The sequence below is a fragment of the Microvirga antarctica genome, from assembly GCF_017921815.1.
In the GTDB taxonomy this organism is placed as follows: domain Bacteria; phylum Pseudomonadota; class Alphaproteobacteria; order Rhizobiales; family Beijerinckiaceae; genus Microvirga; species Microvirga antarctica.
The window spans coordinates 1,495,774-1,515,739 of sequence record NZ_JAGEMM010000001.1; the positions used below are offsets into that span (position 1 = coordinate 1,495,774).

Consider the following 19,966-nt stretch of genomic DNA (forward strand, 5'->3'; position numbering starts at 1 on the left):
GAGATCGGAAAATCTGTCTCTGTTTCAATTATCATAGCCTCCCATCGTTCGATCCCGCGGACAGCACGAGAGCCCCCGATGTCAGCGCATGCCTCAACCATGACACTGAATTCCAGATATCCCGTGCCATGGCAGCGCAGGATCCTGCCCTATGTGTTGCTTGCCCCCGCAATTCTCGTCGTCCTCGTGGTTGTCTTTGTGCCGATGGTCGAGGCGGTGATTACGAGTCTCTATGACCTCATCCTGTGGAAACCCAACGCGAGCCGCTTCGTCGGCTTCGGGAACTACATCAAATTATTCGCCGACCCCGTTTTCTGGGTTGCGTTGGGCAACACCGCGCTGTGGATCGGCCTGACTGTTCCTCTCCAAATGGGTCTTGGACTTCTGACCGCACTGCTGCTCAATCGCGAGTTCCCTTGGCGCGGACTGGCGCGCGCGCTGGTGATCATTCCATGGGCGCTGTCGAGCGTCGTCATCGCCCTGATGTGGCGTTGGATCTATGACCCCAACACGGGCGTACTGAACGACATTCTCCTCAACCTCTCGATTATCCAGTCCGGCATTCCGTGGCTTGCCGACCCGAAGACTGCCCTCTACGCCGTCATTGCAACTCTCGTCTGGCAGGGCTTTCCGTTTTTTGCTGTGATGATCCTTGCCGGCCTGCAAGGCATCCCAAGGAGCCAATACGAAGCGGCCTCCATCGATGGCGCTAGCGCCTGGCGCCAGTTTCGTCATATCACGCTCCCGGGCATTGGCCCGGTGCTCGCGACCGCAGGACTTCTGCGCGTGATCTGGGTCGCCAATTCCATGGACGTGATCTTCGTCATGACCGGTGGCGGCCCTGGATACGCCACGTACACGCTTCCGCTTTATGCCTTCATCCGCGCCCGCCAGAACCTTGATTTCGGCTATGGCACGGCTATCGCTGTTACGTTTACGGTGCTCCTGGGGAGCATCGTGGCAATCTACATCTTGAGGACGATGCGCGAGGTCGAGCGATGAACAAGCCTTCGGTCCTCCGGCGGATCCTCACAACAGACCTGCCCGTCTTGCTCATCGTGCTGCTCGCGCTTGGCCCCTTTGCCTGGCTGGTGCTGACATCGCTGACGCCTTCGGCCCAGATCGCGCAGTCGGGCGTTTCCGTTTCGCCTTCGGGCTGGGGCGTTGACAATTACGTGCGGCTGTTGCGGCAGACATCCTTCGTGGCCAATATGGGGCATAGTCTCATCGTGGCACTGGGTACGGTCGTGCTCGGCCTGACGGTCTCGGTGACTGCGGCCTACGCATTCTCACGGTTCCGCTTTGCAGGCCGCCGGCTGATCATGCTGCAGTTTCTACTCGTCAACATGTTCCCGGTGGTGCTGCTCATCCTGCCTCTGTTCATCCTCATGCGGCGGTTGGGACTTCTCGACACACATCTCAGTCTCATCCTGGCAAACGCCACGGTCGCCATTCCCTTCGCCGTGTGGATGCTGACGAGCTATGTCGGGGCCATTCCCAAGAGTCTTGACGAGGCTGCCATGATTGACGGCTGCTCGCGGCTGATGGCATTGCGCCGGGTTGTCCTGCCGCTCGCGATGCCGGGCATCATCTCGACGGGCATCTACATCTTTATCACTGCCTGGAACGAGTATCTTTATGCGCTCACACTCGGCGGGCGCACCGTCCGCACGGTGACGGTGGCAATCCAGACCCTCATCGGCGAGTACCAGATTGAATGGGGATTGCTTGCGGCCGGTGGCGTTGTCGGCGCGCTCCCGGCGACGCTTCTCTTCCTGATCGTTCAGCGACGTCTCATCGGCGGCCTCACGCAAGGGGCCGTCAAAGGATGACCCAGCAACGCCCGCCCGACTTGCCTTCACTATCATTTCAGGATCAGACATGAATCCCGTCGGACTCATTTCCATGCAGTATGCACGGCCCTTCACAGCCGAGCACTTCCCCCTCTTTGAGACAATGCGGAAGCTGGGCTTCGACTTTGTCGAACTCCTCGTTCCTGAAGCAGGCGAGCTCGATCTGCCGGTTGCGCGGCGGGCGCTGAGCGATGCGGGGCTCTCCGTTGTTCTCGCTGCCCGCGTCAATCTGGAGCGCAATCTTTCCTCCGCAGACCCCAGATGGCATCAGGCCGGCATCGACTATCTGCGCTATGCGATCGACACGGCCAAGGCGCTCGGTGCCTCCATCGTGGGCGGGCCGCTCACAGGAAATCCCCTCGTCTTTGCAGGTCGCGCTCCGCAGCCTGTTTCGGAAGCGGAGCGCCTCGACCGCAAGGAGCGCTGTGTGGTCGGTCTGCAAGCCGCTGGTCGCCACGCACAGCAGGCAGGGATCACGCTTGCGGTCGAGCCGCTGAACCGCTTTGAGAGCGACGTTCTCTGCACGACGCAGCAAGCCGTCGAATTGCTGGACGCTGTCGGTCACCCGTCGGTTCAGCTGATGCTCGACACCTTTCACATGCACATGGAGGAGGCGTCGATCCCCGAGGCCATTCGCCTCGGCGGCAAGAGACTCGTTCACTTTCAGGCAAACGAAAACCACCGGGGCTTTCCGGGCACCGGCTCGACCGACTGGGTTGCCGTCGGCCGCGCGCTGCATGATATCGCCTATGACGGTCCCATCTCGCTCGAACCATTTCGACGCAACGACGATCGCTTCGGCGTGCCGTTCGCCCAATGGCGCCCTCCGCACGAGGACGAAAGCGAGCGACTTGCCGCTTCAGCCGCGTTCATCAAATCTCACCTTCTGCTGACGGAATTCAGACGATGACACTCAAGATGGGTTGGATCGGATGCGGGGTCCACGCGACGCAGATGCTGCTTCCGCAGCTGGTTCGGCAGGACGTCGAAATTGTGGCGTTGTGCGATATCGACGGAAAGCGCCTGTCTGATGCGGGGCGCCAGTTCGGCGTGAAGAACCTCACCACCGACGCCGCGGCTTTGATCGCGACCGGGGGCCTTGATGCTATCGGCATGGCGGTAGGGCCGGATCAGCATCTTGCATTTGGCAGGGCAGCCCTGGAACGCGGCCTCGGGGTCTTCATGGAGAAGCCGCCGTCAGGCTCCGCCGCAGGCGCGCGCGAACTTCGCGAGGCCTCAGAGCGCGCCAACAAGCCTCTCCTTGTGGGCTTCATGAAGCGCTACTCGATCGGCAACAAGATCGCTCACAATATCCTCAAGTCCGGGAACTTCGGCCCGGTCTACGGCCTGACGGGGTATTACATGACGGCGCCTGGCTACTTCGCCGGCAATGTCGATTACACGGGTTTCTTCCTGCATCACTGCGTCCACTACATGGACCTGCCCTCGTTTCTCGTGTCGCCCATCCGCGGGATGTCTGCCCACAAAGTCGAGAAGTCACCTGGCCGCCTTCTCTTTCACGTTCATCTGGAATTCGAATGCGGGGCAATTGGTACTATCGCCATGGGGACCATGCAGTCCCGCGGAACGCCAGTGGAGCGGATCGAGGTGATGGGAGACCACCAGCGCATCGAGATCGAGGACGTGATCGAGGTGACGTGGCATCGCAACCCTGCGTTCAAAGCCGACGACCCTCGTGCCTTGCTGACGGGAGACCAGGACACCCTGACGTGGAAGCCGAACTTCACGGCTGCAGCAAATGAAGATTTCAAAGGTTATCACGCGCTGATGACCGACGTGGTCCCGGCGCTTCAAGGTGCAGAGACGGCCGCACCCACCATTCACGACGGCGTGGTGGCCATGGAATGGCTGGAGACATTACGGAGCAAACTCGAGCTCTAGTTTAGCCGACAGAAGCGTGCCGCAGTCGCTCGGCAAAAGGGCGTGAGTTCCGGCTCGACCGGATTCACGCCGTCGTCAGAAGTACGTCTTGACCGCGTCGACGACGCGGTAGTCGTCGTCCACCACCATCAACAGTGACCACTTGTCGAACGTCGTGCACGGGTGGCCAATGCCAAAGCCAACCATGTCGCCAACCTGAAGCGGACTTTCGCCAGGCGTCCCCAAATGGCAGTGCTGGTCATTGAGCGCGAGCACCGCATGGCCTCGGGGCATTGGCTCCGGACACGTCATCGTTCCTCCCGGCCTGAACCATCGCTCGGGAACGGGAAGGCCATTGTCAAAACCGACGTCCCGCTTTCCCATGGTGAGGATCGACCGTCCGCGCTCGGGTCTGGACTGCACATAAGCCCAGACCTCCAGGGCCGGTTCCAGACCACCACCAGATGGCAGGAGCAAGCACGTCTCGCTGACAATCCGCCGGAACGCGCTGGCATAACCGAGCGAGTCATGGGTGAGGTAACATCCAGACCGCAGGACGCGCAGGACCGGCCTGCGAAAAACCACATCCCGGAACTGCTCGCCGACCCTATCAAAGAACGATGAGCCGCCGGCGCTCAACACGACCGGTTCTCCGGGCAAGAACAAACCTTCCGCTTCGGCCGCGTCAGCAACGGCCGCCACTTCGTCGATGAGGTGGCCCGCCGATGCCGGATCTGGCAGCAACCCCTCGAAGCACTCGAACCCGGACAAAACAAGGCCCGGCGATGCTGCAACCGCGCGCGCTATCGCCATGGCTTCATCACGCGTGCGCGCGCCGGCGCGGCCGCCGTCGAACCCAATCTCAACGAGAACGCGCAGCCGGTTGCCTCGCGGCGGCGGAAGGCGCAAGGCGGCCTCGGCCAGAAGCGCAACGCCGGTCCGACTATCGGCCAGGCAATAGAGTTCGAACCCGTCGTCCTGCTGCAAGGCGCGAAAGCAGGCATCAAGCGCCTCTTGGCCCACGGGCTGGTTGGCAAGCAACACGCGGCGAACCCCGAACCGGCGGCACACCTCCAGCTGCTGCACGGTCGCGACCGTCATGGCCCAGGCTCCGTCCGCAATCTGCAGATCGAAGAGTTGAGGCGCCATGGTCGTCTTGCCATGTGGCGCGATCAGCAGGTTGTTCCTTTCTGTGAACTCGGCCATCCACGCGCTGTTCGCGGCAAGCACGTCTCGCTTGAGAATGGCGGCCGGAAGCGGGAGATCGCCGTTCAGCAGATTCCAGCGTTGCGCTGCGATGTCGGTGATCCGCACCGCGTCGAGTCCGAAGGGCAGACCCTTTGTTGCGGGATCGAGAACCGCCTCTCTGAGCGCCGCCAAGTCGAGCGGTGGCAGACGCCGCGCCGCCTTTTCCGATACACCCATGGGTCAAGTATCCCGCGACGCACCAGGACCTGCGCCATCATGAAGACTACCCTGTGCGTGATGGACAGGGTAGGGGTGCTGGCGGATCGGTCCACACCAAGGTCAATGACGACGGGTCGTGGCGCACGACTTCCGGGCACCCTCGCCTGCCCGGCCCCGCGAGCCAGTCGCCATCGGCTTCGAATCCGAAGTTTTCGCCGTCAGCCCTTGGACGCCGCCTTCCGGGAGCGCTCGTCCGCGACGCCCTTGAGGATCTTGTCGGTGATCCCGATCATATCGCCCTGTTTGGCACCGGCGCGGATGCGATCGAGATTCGGGCCCTGAACGGACTGGCGCTGCAAGGCCATCTCGGCGAGGTAGCGGGCATCGTCCGGCGGCAGGAAGATCACGCCGCTCTCGTCTGCCAGTACGGCGTATCCCGGCAGGACGGCCGCCCCGCCGACGCAGATCGGCACATTGATGGCGCCGCCCATGCCATAAGGGTGGCATGTGATCGGCGAATAACCCGAGATCCAGCCCGGGAGATCGTATTCCTGCCATTTGGACGATCCGGTCGATGGCCCGTCGATCACCACGCCAACGGCGCCACCGACTTTCGCCGCCAGGGTTGTGCCGCCACCCCAGCAGGAATTGTGGTTGTCACCCAACCGGTCGATACAGATGAAATCGCCCGGACGCATCATACTGAAAAGGTGGCTGATCATGCCGGAATCATGGCCCGGCACCGCGACCGTCACCGCGGTGCCGACGACCCGTCGTTCCGGCATCACGGGCTTGATGGAGCCATGCGCAAAGCCCCAATGCCGATGATGGCCGATCGATTCCGTCCGGCACTGGGCGAGGAGATCAAGGACGTCCTGATCGATCTGTTTGGGCATCTCGTTGATTTCGTACATCGTGAGATCCTTCAGTTCTGGACGCGGGTTGTCGAGGCTCCGTCCACCACGAGATTGGTGCCGGAGATGTAGGCGGCCGCGGGGCTGGCGAGGAACACGACCGCGTTGGCCACCTCTTCGGGCTTGCCGAACCGCCCCATGGGATTGAGCTTCAGCATGCGCTCGTAGCGCTCTGGCTCATTCTGCCGCCGCCGGTCCCAGACGCCGCCTTCGAAATAGATCGAGCCGGGGGATACCGCGTTGACGCGGACATTCTTGGGAGCAAGGAAGGCGCTGAGATACTTCATGTGCGCGAGCATGGCGGCCTTCACGGCCGGATACGGTGTCGGCGGTCCGTAAACCTGGACGGAACCGGTGGTATTGACGATCACCACAGAGCCAGCCTCAGACTTCTCGATGAAAGGCAGGGCGGCGTCAATTCCAACGACGGTTCCGCGCATGTCGACCTCGAAGCTGCGCTGCCAGGTTGCGTCGTCATTGACCGTACCGAGCGCGCTGACATTTGACACATAGATGTCGATTCCGCCGAGAGCATCGGCCATCGCCGCCACCCAACGCCGCAGCGATTCTGGATCCGACACATCCACGGACTCGGCATGAACGACACAGCCCTTCGCGCGCAGCGCTTCGGCGGTGGCTTGAACGCGCACGGGGTCGCGCGCGCAGATCGCCAACTCCGCCCCTTCGGCAGCAAACAATTCCGCAATCGCGCGGCCGATTCCCTTTGTGGCGCCGGTCACCAGGACCTTCTTGCCCTTGAGGTCGAGTTCCATCGTCATAAGTCTCCGCTATGGGCGTTATGGGCGGACATGATGTCCGGATCGTAGAGGTGGCATTCAAGGCGGTGTCCGTCGCTCACGATCGAACGCGGCGCGACGCGCGAGCAGGGGGCGAAGGTCCGGTTGCAGCGCGGATGGAAATGACACCCGCTCGGCGGATCGATCGGATTCGGAAAGACGTTCGACAGGCCGAGATCTGGCAACCCGAGGGTCGGATCGGGCGTCAACGCGGATTCGAGGAGCGCGATGGTATAGGGGTGCTTGGGCGCGCGGAAGAGATCCTCAACCGAGGCCTCCTCGACGATCCGTCCCAGATACATCACAGCGACGCGCGAGGCGATGTGTTCCACCACGGCGAGATTGTGCGTGATGAGGATGTAGGTTAGTCCGAGTTCCGTTCGCAGATCCTGCAGGAGGTTCAGGATCTGTGCCTGCACCGACACATCGAGGGCTGACGTGGGCTCATCGCAGACCAGCAGTTTCGGTGCGATGATGAGCGCACGGGCAATCGCAACCCGCTGGCGCTGTCCGCCCGAGAGCTGGTGCGGCAGGGCGTTCACAACGCGCCTGGGCAGGCCGACGAGATCGAGGATCCGCAGGAGCTTCTGCTCGCGCTCGACGTGATCGCCGATGCCATGGACGATCAGCGGCTGCATGATCGTGGCGCCGACGCTGCGCCGGGGGTTCAGGGACGAATAAGGGTCCTGAAAAACAGGTTGGACCTGTCTGGCAAATTCCTTTCGACCTAATGAGCGCACCGCACGCCCATCGAGAAAGATTTCGCCGCTCGTGGGCGGGTGGATATTCAAGATAGCATTGGCCAGCGTCGTCTTTCCCGATCCGGACTCGCCCACGATCGCCAGCGTTTCGCCCGCATGCGCGACAAGATCGACCTCCTGGACCGCCCGAAGAGGTTTCCGGCCCGCCATGAAGCCACGTGACACGCTGAACGTCACATTGATCCGACGAACGTCGATCATCGGTTCGGCGCTCATGACAGCGCGCCCCCCTGATGGGCGGCCTCCTCGAGATAGGGCCGCCTGCAACGCCACGCCCGGCCGGCAGACGGCTCCGTCAGCGCCACGTGACCGAGCGCGCAATCCGGCACGGCGCGCGAGCAGCGTCCAAAGAACGAACAGCCCTCAAGGTGGTCCGTCAGGCTTGGAACGGTTCCCGGAATCGCCGCGAGCTTTCCGCCCCGCTCCGTCTTGCCCGGCACCGGAATCGCCGCCAGAAGCCCTCGGGTGTAGGGATGGGCCGGTGCGTTGAAGACCTCGCGGGCGGTTCCGGTTTCGACAAATTCTCCCGCATACATGACCGCGACCTTATCGGCGGTGCGCGCCACGATTCCGAGATCGTGGGTGATCAGGAGGATGCTGAGATTGAACTCCGTCTGAAGGTCGCGCAGGAGCCGCAGAATCTGTGCCTGAATCGTCACGTCGAGAGCCGTTGTCGGCTCGTCGGCGATGATCAGGTCGGGACCGCACATCAGGGCCATCGCGATCATGACACGCTGTCGCAGACCACCCGAGAGTTGGTGCGGATACTGGTTCAGTCGCTCCGACGCTGCAGTGATTCCGACCTTCTCGAGCAGGTAGACGGCCCGCGCCCGGGCATCGCCCCGGGCTGCCGCCGGGTTGTGCCGACGATAGGCTTCCTCAAGTTGGTTGCCGATCGTGTAGACAGGGTTGAGGGCCGTCATCGGCTCCTGAAAGATCATGGCGAGCTTGAGCCCGCGCAAATCCGACATGGCGCGGTCCGACAATCCGTCGATCCGCGCACCGTCAATGCTGATGCCATGGCTTTCCCGCCGTGCCGTGCGCGGCAGCAACCCCATGACGGCAAGGGACGTCATCGACTTCCCGCAGCCTGATTCGCCCACGATGCTGAGCGTCTCGCCGCGGGCAATCTCGAACGAGATTCCACGGACCGCATGGACCTGTCTGTCGCGCGCCCCGATCCGCACATGAAGATCGTCGACCTTGAGCAATGGTGCCGTCATCTAGCGCTCCCTGCTCTTCTGCAATCCATCGCCGACAAGGCTGGTCGACAGCACGAGCAGAAACAGTGCGGCGCCCGGAATGGCGATTGCCCACGGAGCGAAGAAGATGTCTTCCTTGGCTTCGGCCAGCATAAGTCCCCAGGAGGGGGCGGGCGGCGGAATGCCGAGACCGAGGAATGACAGCGACGCTTCGAGGAGAATTACCTGTCCCATCTCGACAGTGAGAATGACCGCGAGGGGTGCTGCGAGATTGGGAAGGATCTCGGTGAGGATAATTCTCAGATCGCTGGCGCCAAGGGCCTTGGCGGCCTTGATGAAATCGCGCTTTGCAATCTGCTGGGTGACGGTGCGCGTCACGACAGCAGCCCTGTCCCACAAAAGAAGACCGGCGATCAGGATGATCATCTGCAGCGAACCGCCGAATGCGGCCACCGCAGCGAGCGCCACGAGGATGACCGGCACCGCCAGTCGGGTCTGAATGAGAAAATTGGCGGCGAGGTCCACCTTGCCACCGAAGTAGCCGGCCGAGATGCCCACCACCGATCCGATGAAGCCTGAGATCGCAACGCTGACAAAACCGACAATGAGCGAGATCCGCGCCCCATACACCAGCCGCGCCCAGTAGTCGCGCCCCACATTGTCCGTGCCGAACGGATGCGCCATGGTGGCCTGCGGATCACCCAGGAACCACCCGTTCCAGACAGGCGGCAACCGTCGGCTCATGATGTCCTGATCGTAGGGATCGTACGGCGTCAGGTAAGGCGCAAAGATCGCCGCGAGCACGATAAGGCCGAGAATCAGCATGCCAAGGACAAGCCCGGGCCGCTCGACGATGACTCGTGCAAGCCGCCCTCGGCGACGGGTTTCCCGCAACGGGATGGGTTCACTCGGCTGCATCATGCGATCCTGATTCGGGGATCAAGCCACGCGTTGAGGATGTCGGCGAACAACGTGAGCAGGACGTAGAAGAAGGCCGTCACCAGAACCAGGGCCTGAACGACGGGCAAATCGGCGGATGAAACCGATTCCCAGGCCAGATAGCCGATGCCCTGCATGGCGAAGATAGTCTCCACAATGACGGAGCCGGACAGGAGATAGCCGAACTGAACGGAGGCAATCGACACCACCGGGATGATGGCGTTGCGCAGCGCATGCTTCACGAGGATGGTGGGCGTGCGAAGGCCCTTGGCCCGTGCTGTGCGGATGTAGTCGGCCTCCAGCACCTCGAGAAGACCGGCACGGGTCAGCCGCAGGATCGCCGGCATGGCGAAGAAACCCAGGCAGGCAGCCGGAAGGATGTAGTGGACGAAACTCGTCGAGCCCGACACCGGCAGCCATCCGAGTTCCACACTGAAGACGAGAATGCCCAGAAGCGAGAGCCAGAATGTCGGAACGGCCTGCGCGACCAGAGCGGTGAGCACCGCGAAGCGGTCGATCATCGAGTTGGGCCACAGCGCCGCGAACATGGCGAGCGGCAGCGCCAGCGCGAGACTGAAACCGAGCGCAAGACAAGCCAGCGTGAACGTGACCGGAAAGCGCTCAAGCACCACCCGCGCGACAGGCCTTTGCTGGCGGTAGGACATTCCGAAATCCCCCCGAACAGCATGGCCGAGCCATTCCGCATATCGCTCCACCACGGGGCGATCGAAGCCGTAGCGTTGCCGCACGGCCTCCACATCCGTCGCGGTGGCGCCTTCGCCCGCGATCGCGATGGCCGGATCGCTGGCAATGTTCGTGAGCGCGAACACCGCCATCGAAATGGTCAGCATGATGGCGAGACCCAGGACAGCCCGCTTCAGGGCGTAGACCATCATGGCCTGCACCCTGAAGCTGTCATGGCGTCAGATCCCCTTACTTCCATTTTGCAAAGTAGAAGCGCGGGTTCTCGTCGGCATAGAGAGGCACGTCGAGATCCTGGGTGTAGGCATAGACGTTGGGATGCGTCCACATGGAGAGCCAGTACACCTTGTCGGAAATCCGCTTCAGCGCCTTGTCGTAGAGGGCCTTGCGCTTTTCCGGATCCACCGTGGTGGCTGCTTCCTTGACCCAAGCGGTCAACTCCGCATCGCGGGCTGCATCGTAGCTGTCGCCGGCGAAGTACACGTTCATCGGACCAGCCGTGTCATTGATGGACAGCCAGCCATTGTCCTGCAGGTAGAGCTGCATTTCACCCTTGGCGAGACGCTCCTGCGCGGCCGGATAGGGGATGTAGTTGATCGTCGTCTTGATTCCGACGACATTGAGGAAGCCTGCAACCGCCGCGGTCCAATCACGACTGCGGAAGGCCTGCAGGTCGAGCGTGACGCCGTTCGGATAACCGGCCTCCGCCAGCAGTTTCTTCGACAGTTCGGGATCGTACTTGTACTGTGTCACCTCCTGAGTGCACCCGAACTGGGTCTTGTAGCAGGCCGACAGCGGCACGTTCGCGCCATCGCCCACCATGCTCTTGATGATCTTGTCCCGGTCGATGGCATGAGCAATCGCCTGGCGCACGCGCACATCTGCCAGCGGATTCTTCGTTGCGGTTTCGCGGGTGTTGAACGTGATGAAGCTGAGCCGCATGGTCTCGACGGATTTCACGACGATCCCCGGCCGAGAGGCAAGTCGGGCAGCCTGGTCGGAGGCTACATTCCAGATCCAGTCGGCATTGCCGCTGAGAATCTCCGCGATCTGCGTCGAGTTGTCCGGAATGACCCGATAGGCCATCTTCTTGATCGTCGGCTGACCCTTCGGGCTGTCCTTGAAGTACTTGCCGGTGAGTTCAATCGAGATGCTCGCGCTCGGCGTGAAGCTGGTGACCTTGTAGGGGCCCGTGCCGACAACCTTTTCAACCGCAGGCGCCTCGCCGTTGGGACCGTAAAGGTTGTTGGGCAGGACGGGCAGCAGCGACGACAGATACTCAAGCGCGACCGGGAACGGTTGCTTCAGGAACAGCCGGAAGGTGAGCGGGCCTGTCTTCTCAGCGCCCTTGATCCAGTTCACATTGGTGGGAACGGGGATCTTGGCTTCGGTCTTGGACACACGGTTGAACGTGTAGACGGCGTCATCGGCCGTCAGCGGCGTGTCATCATGCCATTTGACGTCATCGCGCAGCGTGAATTCCAGCGTGGTGTCGTCTACCCACTTCCACTCTTTCGCCAGAAGCGGCTTGTACTCGCCACTCTGCGGATCCCGCCAGATCAGCGTGTCCCAGACGAGCTGTCCGTTGATCACGAGAGCTTCGCGGGCAGTGTTGTAATAGGGATCGATGGAGTCGATCGGGTAGCGGCTGATCCATCGCAGGGTGGAATCCGCCTTGTTGGCCAGCGCGGGCTGCGCGGCGAAGGCGGAGGCCATGAGCGCCGTTGCGGCGAACAATGTCCTGAGTCGTGATGCAACTCTCATTCGTGTCACTCCTGGTCTCGTTATGCCTGATGTTGGTCGCTGATTGTCGTCTGTGATCGTTGTCATCGTCCCACCGCATAGTCCTGCATTCCCCGCGCATTCGCGGCGGACTTCAGAATCACGTCGTTGCCGGCCGTCTCGCGACCCACTGCGCAGAGACGCCCGAGCGACCACTCGGCCGCCCATTCGATCCGGTGCCCCCTCGCCTCCAGCGCTTTGCCCACATCCTGTCCGAAGCGCTTCTCCAGGATGACCGAGGACGGCTTGAACTCGCGCGGCCAGAAGGAACTGATCAGATGACCCGTGTGAAAGGCTGGCGCATCGATAGCCTGCTGAAGGTTGAAGCCATGATGCAGGTGACGCAAGAGGAAAGCGATCGACCATTGTTCCTGCTGGTCGCCGCCCGGGGTTCCAAAGGCCAGGGAGGGCGCGCCATCCTTGGCGACCATGGTCGGCGTGAGCGTCGTGCGCGGTCGCTTGCCGGGGGCTAGCGATGACGGCAACCCGTCCACGAGCCAGAACATCTGAGCGCGGGTGCCCAATCCAAAGCCGAGTTCCGGCACGACGGGACTTGCCTGAAACCATCCCCCTGACGGCGTGGCCGCAACCATGTTGCCAAATCGATCCGTCACGGCGATGTGACAGGTGTCGCCCCGGCCATACGGATCGAAGCCGGCGAAATCCATCGCGGCCTTCTTGCGGCCTTCGGGATCCTTGGCAAAGGTCGGCTCGCCCACCCCTGGCGCGGAGGAGAACGAAGCGCCGAGAAGATGGCGCGGGGGCAGCTTCGGCTCGCGTCCGAGCGGCGAGCCCGGGCGGAGTTCCGCGCTGCTGGTATCGCCCACGCAATGCCGCCGGGACTCGAGATAGGAATCGCTGAGCAAGGCATCCACAGGCGACGTGTCGTCGCCGAGCCACGCGTCGCGATCGGCTAGGGCGAGCTTGCCGGTTTCGACGACGAGGTGGATGAAATCGGCGCCGAGCGGATCGAGATCGCCTACGCCCGTGCCCTCGAGCAATCCGAGCCATTCGAGAAAAGCCGGCCCTTGTGTCCAGGCTCCGCATTTGAATACCTCGACACCTGCGTAGTGACGGGAAACAGGCGCCTCGTATGTGGGTTTCCAGGCCGCCATGTCGGCGGCCGTCAGAAAGCCCGTGTGATGCCGGCCGGTGGAATCAAGCACAGGGACGGCGGCTGCGCGCTCGATCGCTTCGGCGACAAAACCTTCATACCACAGATGATGTGCCCGCTCGATCTGCACCTCGCGCCCTCCGCCTTCGCTCTCGCGCAGGATCCGTTCGAAGGTTGCGGCGAGCGTCCTGTTGCGAAACAGGTGCCCGGCAAGCGGAGGCGCGCCGTGGGGCAGATAGATTTCAGCCGAACTCGTCCATTCGGAGCGGAACAGGTCTTCCATCGACGCCATGGTCTGGGCAACCCGCGCGTTCAGCGAGAAGCCGCCCCCGGCAAATTCGATGGCGGGTCTGAGAACCTCTTCCAACCGCATCGTGCCGTGATCGCGCAGGAGCATCAGCCACGCGCCGAACGCGCCCGGCACGCAAGCGGCCAGCGGCCCCGTGCCTGGAACCATGTCGAGGCCGAGCGACCGGAAGGCATCGATGGTTGCCCCTTGCGGCGCAACGCCCTGTCCGCAGATCACGTCGGCCCGTTTCTGCTGCGCATTCCAGAGCATGATCGGAACCTCGCCGGCCGGCCCATTGAGATGGGGTTCCAGAACCTGCAGGGCAAACCCCGCCGCAACGGCGGCATCGAAGGCGTTGCCGCCGTTCTCCAGCATGCGCATGGCAGTCGCGGCAGCGAGCCAATGGGTCGCGGCCGCACAGCCGAACGTCCCGCGGATTTCTGGCCGCGTTGTGAAGGCGCCGTTGCTGAAGACCTGCACCAACGCCTATCTCCCGGGGTTGAAGGTGGAATTGGTGGTCAGCGGCACATGCGTCCGGCCGCAATGGGACCCTCCCGACACATCCACCAGCGTCCCTGTCATCCAGGCCGCCTGGTCGGACGCGAGAAATGCCACCGCATTGGCCACATCGTCAGGTCGGCCGGTGCGCCGCAACGGCGTTCCCTGCAGCATCATGTCGATGTAGGGATGCTCCTCCGTTTCGCCCGCGATCACAACCCGATCCAGAACGACAGAGGGCGCGACAGCGTTGACGCGGATCCCGTAGGGTCCGAACTCGATGGCCATCACCTGCGTGAGCATGTTGACGGCCGCTTTCGAGGCCGCGTAATGCGCACTTCCGGCGCGCGCCGAGCGGCCGGCGCCGGACGAGATGTTGACGATGGAGCCCTTCACATTGCGCTCCATCCATTGCCGCGCATAGGCCCGACCGACCAGCATGGTGCTGCGGGCATTGAGCGCGAAGATCCGATCCCATTCCTGCACACTCATATCGACGATGGCGCAGTTGGCATATTGTCCCGCACAGCTCACCACCGAGTTGACCGGCCCGAAGAACGCCTCTGCGTCGGCGACGATACGATCGACCTCCGCCTCGTCGGTGACGTCCCCGGTGACGACAGCAACGCGGGGCAGACCCGCGTTGCCGAGCCTTTCCGCGAGCGCGGTCGCGCCCTCGACGTTGCGATCCACGACAACCACCGAGGCGCCCTCCCGCAGGAAGGTCTCGACGATTCCGCGTCCCAGCAGGCCTGCGCCACCGGTGACGATCGCCGAACGGTCAGGGAGCAGCATCGGCTTGTCCTTTGTGTGTGTCGCCATCAAGAGCAATCAGACAGGTGCGCACGGCGTCGCCTGCCTGGAGCAGCGCCCAAGCGATTCGGTTCTGCGCGCGCGTCAATGCCACGGTGGCGAATTTCTCGGCGTCGGAGCCGCGCTCGCTCGCGGCAAGCGTGGCCAGCGGCGAAAGCGTCGCGTAGGCTGCGACGGCCAGCGCCGGGTCATGCTCGAACCGATCTCCGATTGTGTGCTCGATCGGAACAAGTGCGCGCGACACTGCCATGAGGCACGCATTGATGGCAGCGGCTTGCTCAGTGGTGACGTCGCCGGCGGCGATGTGATTGAGGATATCGAGATCCGCTTTGAGCGCATCGGCGCGGGCGCTCATTGGCGACAGGTCGAAGCGACCATCGACCAAGCGACGGTCATGCTCCAGCCTCTGCTGCAATGCGCCCACATGGGCGGCGTAATCGAGCGGCAGCACGGTGCGCGACAACAGAGCCCAGACCACGTGGAGATAGATCTGCGTGTCGCGGATCGCGATGGACACGTCCATCTTGTCGAGGGTATCGTCGGGCGTGTGCCACCACCAACCCGTTCCCGCACCCTTACGCCCAGGGCCGCCAAACAGCATCGCGGCAGCAACCGGCGCATCTGACGCCGGCTGCTCGCCAAGGCTCGAAAAAATGGCCGGGACGCCGATTCCCCAGAATGATTGGTCGCCGGCCCGCGCGACGCGGTGGCCCGCGAAATCCTGATCGGCATGCTGTCGCACCGCCTCGCGTGCGAGGCTCACCAGCTCTGCGTCGGCCTGCGCGTCAAACAGGACCACGTTGCCCCGCGCGCCGGTCGAATCGATGTTCACATGGGCAACGGCGCGGCGGTGGATCTCTTCCCAATGCGTGTCGGCATACCAGGCCGAGCTGGAATATCGCCCTTGCGAATGGCCGGACCAGAAGATCAGGCGGAGCCCTCTCAACCACTGGTCGCGGTGAAGCGCACAGAGCCGGGCGACCTCGATCATGGTGGCATTGGCGCCGCCATTATCCATCACGCCGTAGTGCCAGGTGTCGTGATGCCCGGTGAACATCACGAATGGATCCGTCATCCCGCCCGCAGGCGCGGGGAGTTCGGCCACGAGAATCGGTGTCTTGCGCCAGCCGGTATCGACGGCGGCATGAAGCGAAATCTCACAATCCGGATCGGCCATCAACCGCGCCTTCAACTGCTCGCCCACCGTCTTCGTGACGCTGACGACGACAGTCACCGGGAGATTGGGAAGCGTCTCGTGCGAGGGGTTTCCCCACACTGGCGAAATGCACATCTCGTGGCGGTGGTCATGCGGGGACACGTGGATCTGACCGATGGCACCAGCCTTTGCGGCCCGCATCGCGACTGGCGGTGTCGCAATTCCGTCGACGATGACGATCCGTCCCTGAACGTCAGTCGATGCGAAATCTCCCGGCGCGCCAGCGCCGATGACGATTCCCCGGCCCCTGGTTCCGACCGGCAGCGTGCTCTGTGAAAACGAGTGGGTGATGCACGCAAGGCGTTCGCCCGCGATCTCGATCGAGGCCTCGCGCGGCAGGCTGATATAGGCGTCGTGGAGAATGAGGTCGGTGCTGTAGCCAAAGCCGTCGAGGCAGGCGCGGACATAGGCCAGGCTCGCGCGTTCCCCGTCGCTTCCAGCTTCCTTGATCCAGCGCGAAAACTCCACGAGATGGCTCTGGAGTTGCGCGCCGTCGACGTCCTCGATCATGCTCGCGAAAGTGCGGTTCAACGTCACGTGGATGACCTAGGGTTTTTGACCCGCTGATGGATTGTTCCTCAACGGCAATTTGCAGTGATTACAATGTTACGTCGGACAATCGGTAGAAATTGCGCATTTCGCTAATACGTACCAATTCAGTTGCGCAGTCAACACCAAGAAGTGCTTAATCACTGCGCATTGCGTTGCGAAATCAGGCAGTCGACGGCTTGCATTAGCGACGGCCTTGATCGATTGTGCTTGCGAACAACGGACGGATAGGCAGGTCTTGGATAAACTCGATCAACGCATCATCAGCGCATTGGCGGAGGATGGTCGGCGTTCCTATCGGGATATCGCGCGCGATCTCAACGTGTCGGAAGCCTCCATCCGGCAGCGGGTCAGCCGGCTCACAAGCGACGACCTCATCCGCATTACCGCTGTCGGCAACTTGCAGGCGCTGGGTTTCGATGTCGTGGCGATGGTGCATTTCAAGGTTCTGCCAAGTCGCATCGAGGAATACGCGCAGCTCATCTCCGAGTATTCGGCGGTGCGGTTCGTTTCGATTTCGCTCGGCAATGCCGACATCATTTTTCAAAGCCTGCACACCAGCATTCCCAGCCTGCATGATTTCGTGCGCAACGAATTGCCGCGGCGCATGCCGGATATCATCGCGACGGAAATCTTTCCGCTTGTGAAGACGCTCAAGAGTTCGTGGACGTGGGAAGCCTGGTTCGATCTGCAGAACCAGAATTCATAGAAACAGGGAGATTGACGTGATTGTCGAAAAGCGCACTTACACCATGCATTCGGGCATGATGAAGGATTACCTTAAAGCCTATACGGACGGGTCGTTTCAAAATCTGCAGCAGCAGCTCGGCCATTGCGTCGGCTTCTTCACGTCGGAGACCGGGCCGATCGAGCAAGTCACCCAACTGTGGGCCTACAAGGACTGGAACGATCGCGAGGCGCGCCGGGCCGCGCTCTACAGCGATCCGGCTTTCATCGACCGGGCCAAGGACATGTATGGGCTGATCAAGGACAAGGACAGCCAGATCCTGAAGCCTGTGGCGTTCGCCCCGCTGTCTTTCGTCCGGACGCCCTAAGGGACCGGGACGGAGCGGACGTCTGCGAGAGCTCGCTCGACTGCCGCCTCCGCATGCAGGCCGGTCGTATCGAACAAGGGGACCTGGCTGTCTTCCGGCTTCACCAGCAGCATGATTTCGGTGCAGCCGAGGATCACAGCCTCGGCCCCTTGCTCGACGAGGCGTCCGATCACCGCGCGATACACCGCTCGTGAGTGGGGCTCGACCCGGCCCTGGACCAGTTCGTCGTAGATGATGCGATGGATGGCCGCGCGGTCCTCGCTTTCGGGAACAAGCACATCGAGACCGAATCGGTTCTGCAGGCGTCCCTTGTAGAAATCCTGCTCCATGGTGAAGGCCGTGCCGAGCAGCCCCACACGCCGGAAGCCCGCAGCCTCGATGCGCTGGGCGGTCGGATCGACAATATGAAGCAGCGGGATGTGGACCGCGGCCGCGACCGTGTCGGCCATGCGGTGCATGGTGTTGGTGCAGATCAGGAAGAAATCGGCCCCGCCGCGTTCCAGCCGCCGGGCCGCATCGATCATCAGCTCCGCCGCCTCATCCCAGCGTCCGGCCTGTTGCAGGGCTTCGATCTCGCCGAAATCGAACGACCACATCAGGCACCGCGCCGAGCGCAAGCCGCCCAGCCTGTCGCGCACCCGCTGGTTGATGATGCGGTAATATTCGGCCGAGCTTTCCCAACTCATCCCGCCGATCAACCCGATGACCTGTTGCTCTGGCATGGTGCTCTCTCCGATCGCGATTCCCTGCTGCTGATAGGGGAGGTTCCACCCTCGAACAAGCACGCCGGGTTTCGGTCAAAGAGCCAGATGTCACGCTCCTCGGCAATCGGGGCGGAATATCACGTCCGTGGCTCGAACGCGACTGGCACGTTCACGACGCCATGGCGTTTTTGGAGGGCGTGACCCGGGAGACCCTTTGGTCCCGCGACGAATCAGGTGGAACCTGCATTTCACGGAGACGGGGTCAGTGCTTGCCGGAACCGGGGCAGCCGGTGCCGCATTAGCGACGATCGCCAGAAGCGTCAGAGCTGTTGATCCGAGGAATATTGGGTGGTGGAGGCAGTCTGTAAACAACCGTTCTCCCCCTACCCTTTCCCTTCTCAGAAGGAAATGTACAGGGAAGCAATAAATTGATTCCATCTAACAGTGCGCAGCAGTCTCGAACTGAGCGAGAACGGCCGCAACCGGAAAGCCCCCTCATCGAGACCATCCTTCTCCGTCAGGCCAAGGAGGCCCTCCGGTGCCAACCGCGAACAATCGACAGCCTGCTTGATCGCTATGAGCGACTGGCGGGCCGGTGGATCGACCGATCGGACGTGCTCCCCGAGGAGAATCTTGCGCTCCTGGAGCGGATCCTCGGCTCTTCGGGGCATCCCAGCCCGCAACCTGTTCCTGAAGATGGAAAGGCTGAGGAGGATTCGCACCATCACTAATCGCTCGCGAATCCTGCGAGCCATCCTATGGCAGGAGTTGTCGGCCTTCAGCTAGAAAGTCTTTGCCAGCCCCGAACCCGGAACGCCCTACTAGCACAACTGGCACATCGACCATCTCAGTTGGCGGCTGATGCGGGTTGCGCGTGGCGATGTACGCCGCCTCATCATAAAAGTCCCGCCCCGCTCGATGAATTCGATTACCGTCTCAGTTGAATTTCTTGCCTGGATAAAGGGGCGGATCCAATCAAACGCATCATCTGCGTTTCTTACGCGGATGACTTTGCTCGCAAGCTATCCGTTGACACTCGTACCATGATCGAGCGCCCGTGGTACCAAGCGCTGTCTCCGCACCTGCAGCTGACATCGCGGCATCCACGCAACACCGATCTCATGACGACCTTAAGGGGATATCGATTTGCAGCCGGCATGGGTGGTTCTATCCTGAGCCGCGGCGCCGATCATTGCGGCGGACGATCCAATCAATGCCTCAGATACGCCATCCGAAACGAAAGTCGCCGGGTCAATGAGGCCTTCGACAACACCCTCGTCACGCGCTTGAATGACAAGCACGGTGCGATCGTGATCACTATGCGACGGCTCCATCACGACGATCTGGTCGGCCACATGCTGGCTAGGGTCAGGACTCATTGGCTATAGCCAGAAGATGACGGTGGCGGCGAGGGCGATGGCTGAGAAGAAGACCGTCGGGCATCGATCGTAGCGTGTAGCGACACGACGCCAGTCCTTCAGGCGTCCGAA

The 19,966-nt window shown here is 62.3% G+C and carries 19 protein-coding genes and 1 pseudogene; 7 read left to right on the forward strand and 13 right to left on the reverse strand.

What is annotated here, in order from left to right:
• The first annotated feature begins 99 nt into the window (after positions 1–99).
• From J4G32_RS07245 to J4G32_RS07260, 4 genes are read left to right on the forward strand one after another with little or no spacing between them, the layout of a single operon-like run.
• Positions 100–1,002: a carbohydrate ABC transporter permease gene (locus tag J4G32_RS07245; protein ID WP_246504796.1), complete on the forward strand. Its 903-nt coding sequence runs from the start codon at positions 100–102 to the stop codon at positions 1,000–1,002.
• Positions 999–1,832, forward strand: a complete 834-nt coding sequence (locus tag J4G32_RS07250; RefSeq protein WP_210485416.1) for a carbohydrate ABC transporter permease — start codon at positions 999–1,001, stop codon at positions 1,830–1,832. Before J4G32_RS07245 ends, J4G32_RS07250 begins: the two co-directional genes overlap by 4 nt.
• Before the next feature lie 49 nt (positions 1,833–1,881).
• The gene (locus tag J4G32_RS07255; RefSeq protein WP_210485417.1) at positions 1,882–2,763 is read left to right on the forward strand and encodes a sugar phosphate isomerase/epimerase family protein; all 882 of its coding nucleotides are present in this window, start codon (positions 1,882–1,884) and stop codon (positions 2,761–2,763) included.
• Complete coding sequence (locus J4G32_RS07260; RefSeq protein WP_210485418.1) at positions 2,760–3,755, forward strand: Gfo/Idh/MocA family protein; 996 nt, start codon at positions 2,760–2,762, stop codon at positions 3,753–3,755. The genes J4G32_RS07255 and J4G32_RS07260 overlap by 4 nt, the downstream gene beginning before the upstream one ends.
• A gap of 75 nt (positions 3,756–3,830) precedes the next feature.
• On the opposite strand, the gene J4G32_RS07265 is transcribed toward J4G32_RS07260, so the two are convergent.
• The 11 genes from J4G32_RS07265 to J4G32_RS07315 all read right to left on the reverse strand — a co-directional run bounded on the left by J4G32_RS07265 (position 3,831) and on the right by J4G32_RS07315 (position 16,705).
• Entirely contained in the window at positions 3,831–4,964 is a 1,134-nt protein-coding gene (locus J4G32_RS07265; protein WP_343232600.1) for an alanine racemase, read from the reverse strand.
• A gap of 395 nt (positions 4,965–5,359) precedes the next feature.
• The gene (locus J4G32_RS07270) at positions 5,360–6,055 is read right to left on the reverse strand and encodes an RraA family protein (RefSeq protein WP_210485420.1); all 696 of its coding nucleotides are present in this window, start codon (positions 6,053–6,055) and stop codon (positions 5,360–5,362) included.
• 11 nt (positions 6,056–6,066) lie between these two features.
• The gene (locus J4G32_RS07275; protein ID WP_343232601.1) at positions 6,067–6,834 is read right to left on the reverse strand and encodes an SDR family NAD(P)-dependent oxidoreductase; all 768 of its coding nucleotides are present in this window, start codon (positions 6,832–6,834) and stop codon (positions 6,067–6,069) included.
• Positions 6,831–7,829, reverse strand: a complete 999-nt coding sequence (locus tag J4G32_RS07280) for an ABC transporter ATP-binding protein (protein WP_210485421.1) — start codon at positions 7,827–7,829, stop codon at positions 6,831–6,833. The genes J4G32_RS07275 and J4G32_RS07280 overlap by 4 nt, the downstream gene beginning before the upstream one ends.
• Entirely contained in the window at positions 7,826–8,836 is a 1,011-nt protein-coding gene (locus J4G32_RS07285; RefSeq protein WP_210485422.1) for an ABC transporter ATP-binding protein, read from the reverse strand. The genes J4G32_RS07280 and J4G32_RS07285 overlap by 4 nt, the downstream gene beginning before the upstream one ends.
• Positions 8,837–9,733 (reverse strand): ABC transporter permease, encoded by an 897-nt coding sequence (locus tag J4G32_RS07290; protein ID WP_246504797.1) that lies wholly within the window; start codon positions 9,731–9,733, stop codon positions 8,837–8,839.
• On the reverse strand, positions 9,733–10,650 hold the full coding sequence (locus J4G32_RS07295; protein WP_210485424.1) for an ABC transporter permease: 918 nt from the start codon (positions 10,648–10,650) through the stop codon (positions 9,733–9,735). The genes J4G32_RS07290 and J4G32_RS07295 overlap by 1 nt, the downstream gene beginning before the upstream one ends.
• A gap of 37 nt (positions 10,651–10,687) precedes the next feature.
• Complete coding sequence (locus J4G32_RS07300) at positions 10,688–12,220, reverse strand: ABC transporter substrate-binding protein (protein ID WP_210485425.1); 1,533 nt, start codon at positions 12,218–12,220, stop codon at positions 10,688–10,690.
• Between the two features lie 62 nt (positions 12,221–12,282).
• Positions 12,283–14,121, reverse strand: a complete 1,839-nt coding sequence (locus tag J4G32_RS07305) for a gamma-glutamyltransferase family protein (protein WP_343232602.1) — start codon at positions 14,119–14,121, stop codon at positions 12,283–12,285.
• Between the two features lie 6 nt (positions 14,122–14,127).
• The gene (locus tag J4G32_RS07310) at positions 14,128–14,934 is read right to left on the reverse strand and encodes an SDR family NAD(P)-dependent oxidoreductase (protein WP_210485426.1); all 807 of its coding nucleotides are present in this window, start codon (positions 14,932–14,934) and stop codon (positions 14,128–14,130) included.
• On the reverse strand, positions 14,921–16,705 hold the full coding sequence (locus J4G32_RS07315; protein WP_210485427.1) for a M28 family metallopeptidase: 1,785 nt from the start codon (positions 16,703–16,705) through the stop codon (positions 14,921–14,923). The genes J4G32_RS07310 and J4G32_RS07315 overlap by 14 nt, the downstream gene beginning before the upstream one ends.
• Positions 16,706–16,955: 250 nt before the next feature.
• On the opposite strand from J4G32_RS07315, the gene J4G32_RS07320 reads away from it, so the two are divergent.
• Together J4G32_RS07320 and J4G32_RS07325 are read left to right on the forward strand one after the other, a co-directional pair.
• Positions 16,956–17,426 carry an Lrp/AsnC family transcriptional regulator gene (locus tag J4G32_RS07320; protein ID WP_210485428.1) on the forward strand — a complete coding sequence of 157 codons (471 nt, stop codon included), beginning with the start codon at positions 16,956–16,958 and terminating at the stop codon, positions 17,424–17,426.
• Between the two features lie 16 nt (positions 17,427–17,442).
• Positions 17,443–17,772 carry an NIPSNAP family protein gene (locus tag J4G32_RS07325; protein ID WP_210485429.1) on the forward strand — a complete coding sequence of 110 codons (330 nt, stop codon included), beginning with the start codon at positions 17,443–17,445 and terminating at the stop codon, positions 17,770–17,772.
• On the opposite strand, the gene J4G32_RS07330 is transcribed toward J4G32_RS07325, so the two are convergent.
• On the reverse strand, positions 17,769–18,494 hold the full coding sequence (locus J4G32_RS07330) for an aspartate/glutamate racemase family protein (RefSeq protein ID WP_210485430.1): 726 nt from the start codon (positions 18,492–18,494) through the stop codon (positions 17,769–17,771). The genes J4G32_RS07325 and J4G32_RS07330 overlap by 4 nt on opposite strands.
• 1,025 nt (positions 18,495–19,519) lie before the next feature.
• On the opposite strand from J4G32_RS07330, the gene J4G32_RS07335 reads away from it, so the two are divergent.
• Positions 19,520–19,864 carry a hypothetical protein gene (locus tag J4G32_RS07335; protein WP_210485431.1) on the forward strand — a complete coding sequence of 115 codons (345 nt, stop codon included), beginning with the start codon at positions 19,520–19,522 and terminating at the stop codon, positions 19,862–19,864.
• Here the strand turns inward: J4G32_RS07335 and J4G32_RS07340 are convergent.
• Positions 19,859–19,966: pseudogene (locus J4G32_RS07340) on the reverse strand (IS5/IS1182 family transposase); the annotation flags it as partial. The gene J4G32_RS07335 and the pseudogene J4G32_RS07340 sit on opposite strands and share 6 nt — an antisense overlap.

Bases quoted from the DNA above. Each gene is read 5' to 3' on its own strand.
- J4G32_RS07335 (WP_210485431.1), top strand. From the start codon at position 19,520: ATGATCGAGCGCCCGTGGTACCAAGCGCTGTCTCCGCACCTGCAGCTG.
- J4G32_RS07310 (WP_210485426.1), bottom strand. From the start codon at position 14,934: ATGCTGCTCCCTGACCGTTCGGCGATCGTCACCGGTGGCGCAGGCCTG.
- J4G32_RS07275 (WP_343232601.1), bottom strand. From the start codon at position 6,834: ATGACGATGGAACTCGACCTCAAGGGCAAGAAGGTCCTGGTGACCGGC.
- J4G32_RS07245 (WP_246504796.1), top strand. From the start codon at position 100: ATGACACTGAATTCCAGATATCCCGTGCCATGGCAGCGCAGGATCCTG.
- J4G32_RS07295 (WP_210485424.1), bottom strand. From the start codon at position 10,650: ATGATGGTCTACGCCCTGAAGCGGGCTGTCCTGGGTCTCGCCATCATG.
- J4G32_RS07290 (WP_246504797.1), bottom strand. From the start codon at position 9,733: ATGCAGCCGAGTGAACCCATCCCGTTGCGGGAAACCCGTCGCCGAGGG.
- J4G32_RS07260 (WP_210485418.1), top strand. From the start codon at position 2,760: ATGACACTCAAGATGGGTTGGATCGGATGCGGGGTCCACGCGACGCAG.
- J4G32_RS07330 (WP_210485430.1), bottom strand. From the start codon at position 18,494: ATGCCAGAGCAACAGGTCATCGGGTTGATCGGCGGGATGAGTTGGGAA.
- J4G32_RS07285 (WP_210485422.1), bottom strand. From the start codon at position 8,836: ATGACGGCACCATTGCTCAAGGTCGACGATCTTCATGTGCGGATCGGG.
- J4G32_RS07280 (WP_210485421.1), bottom strand. From the start codon at position 7,829: ATGAGCGCCGAACCGATGATCGACGTTCGTCGGATCAATGTGACGTTC.
- J4G32_RS07255 (WP_210485417.1), top strand. From the start codon at position 1,882: ATGAATCCCGTCGGACTCATTTCCATGCAGTATGCACGGCCCTTCACA.
- J4G32_RS07300 (WP_210485425.1), bottom strand. From the start codon at position 12,220: ATGAGAGTTGCATCACGACTCAGGACATTGTTCGCCGCAACGGCGCTC.
- J4G32_RS07250 (WP_210485416.1), top strand. From the start codon at position 999: ATGAACAAGCCTTCGGTCCTCCGGCGGATCCTCACAACAGACCTGCCC.
- J4G32_RS07270 (WP_210485420.1), bottom strand. From the start codon at position 6,055: ATGTACGAAATCAACGAGATGCCCAAACAGATCGATCAGGACGTCCTT.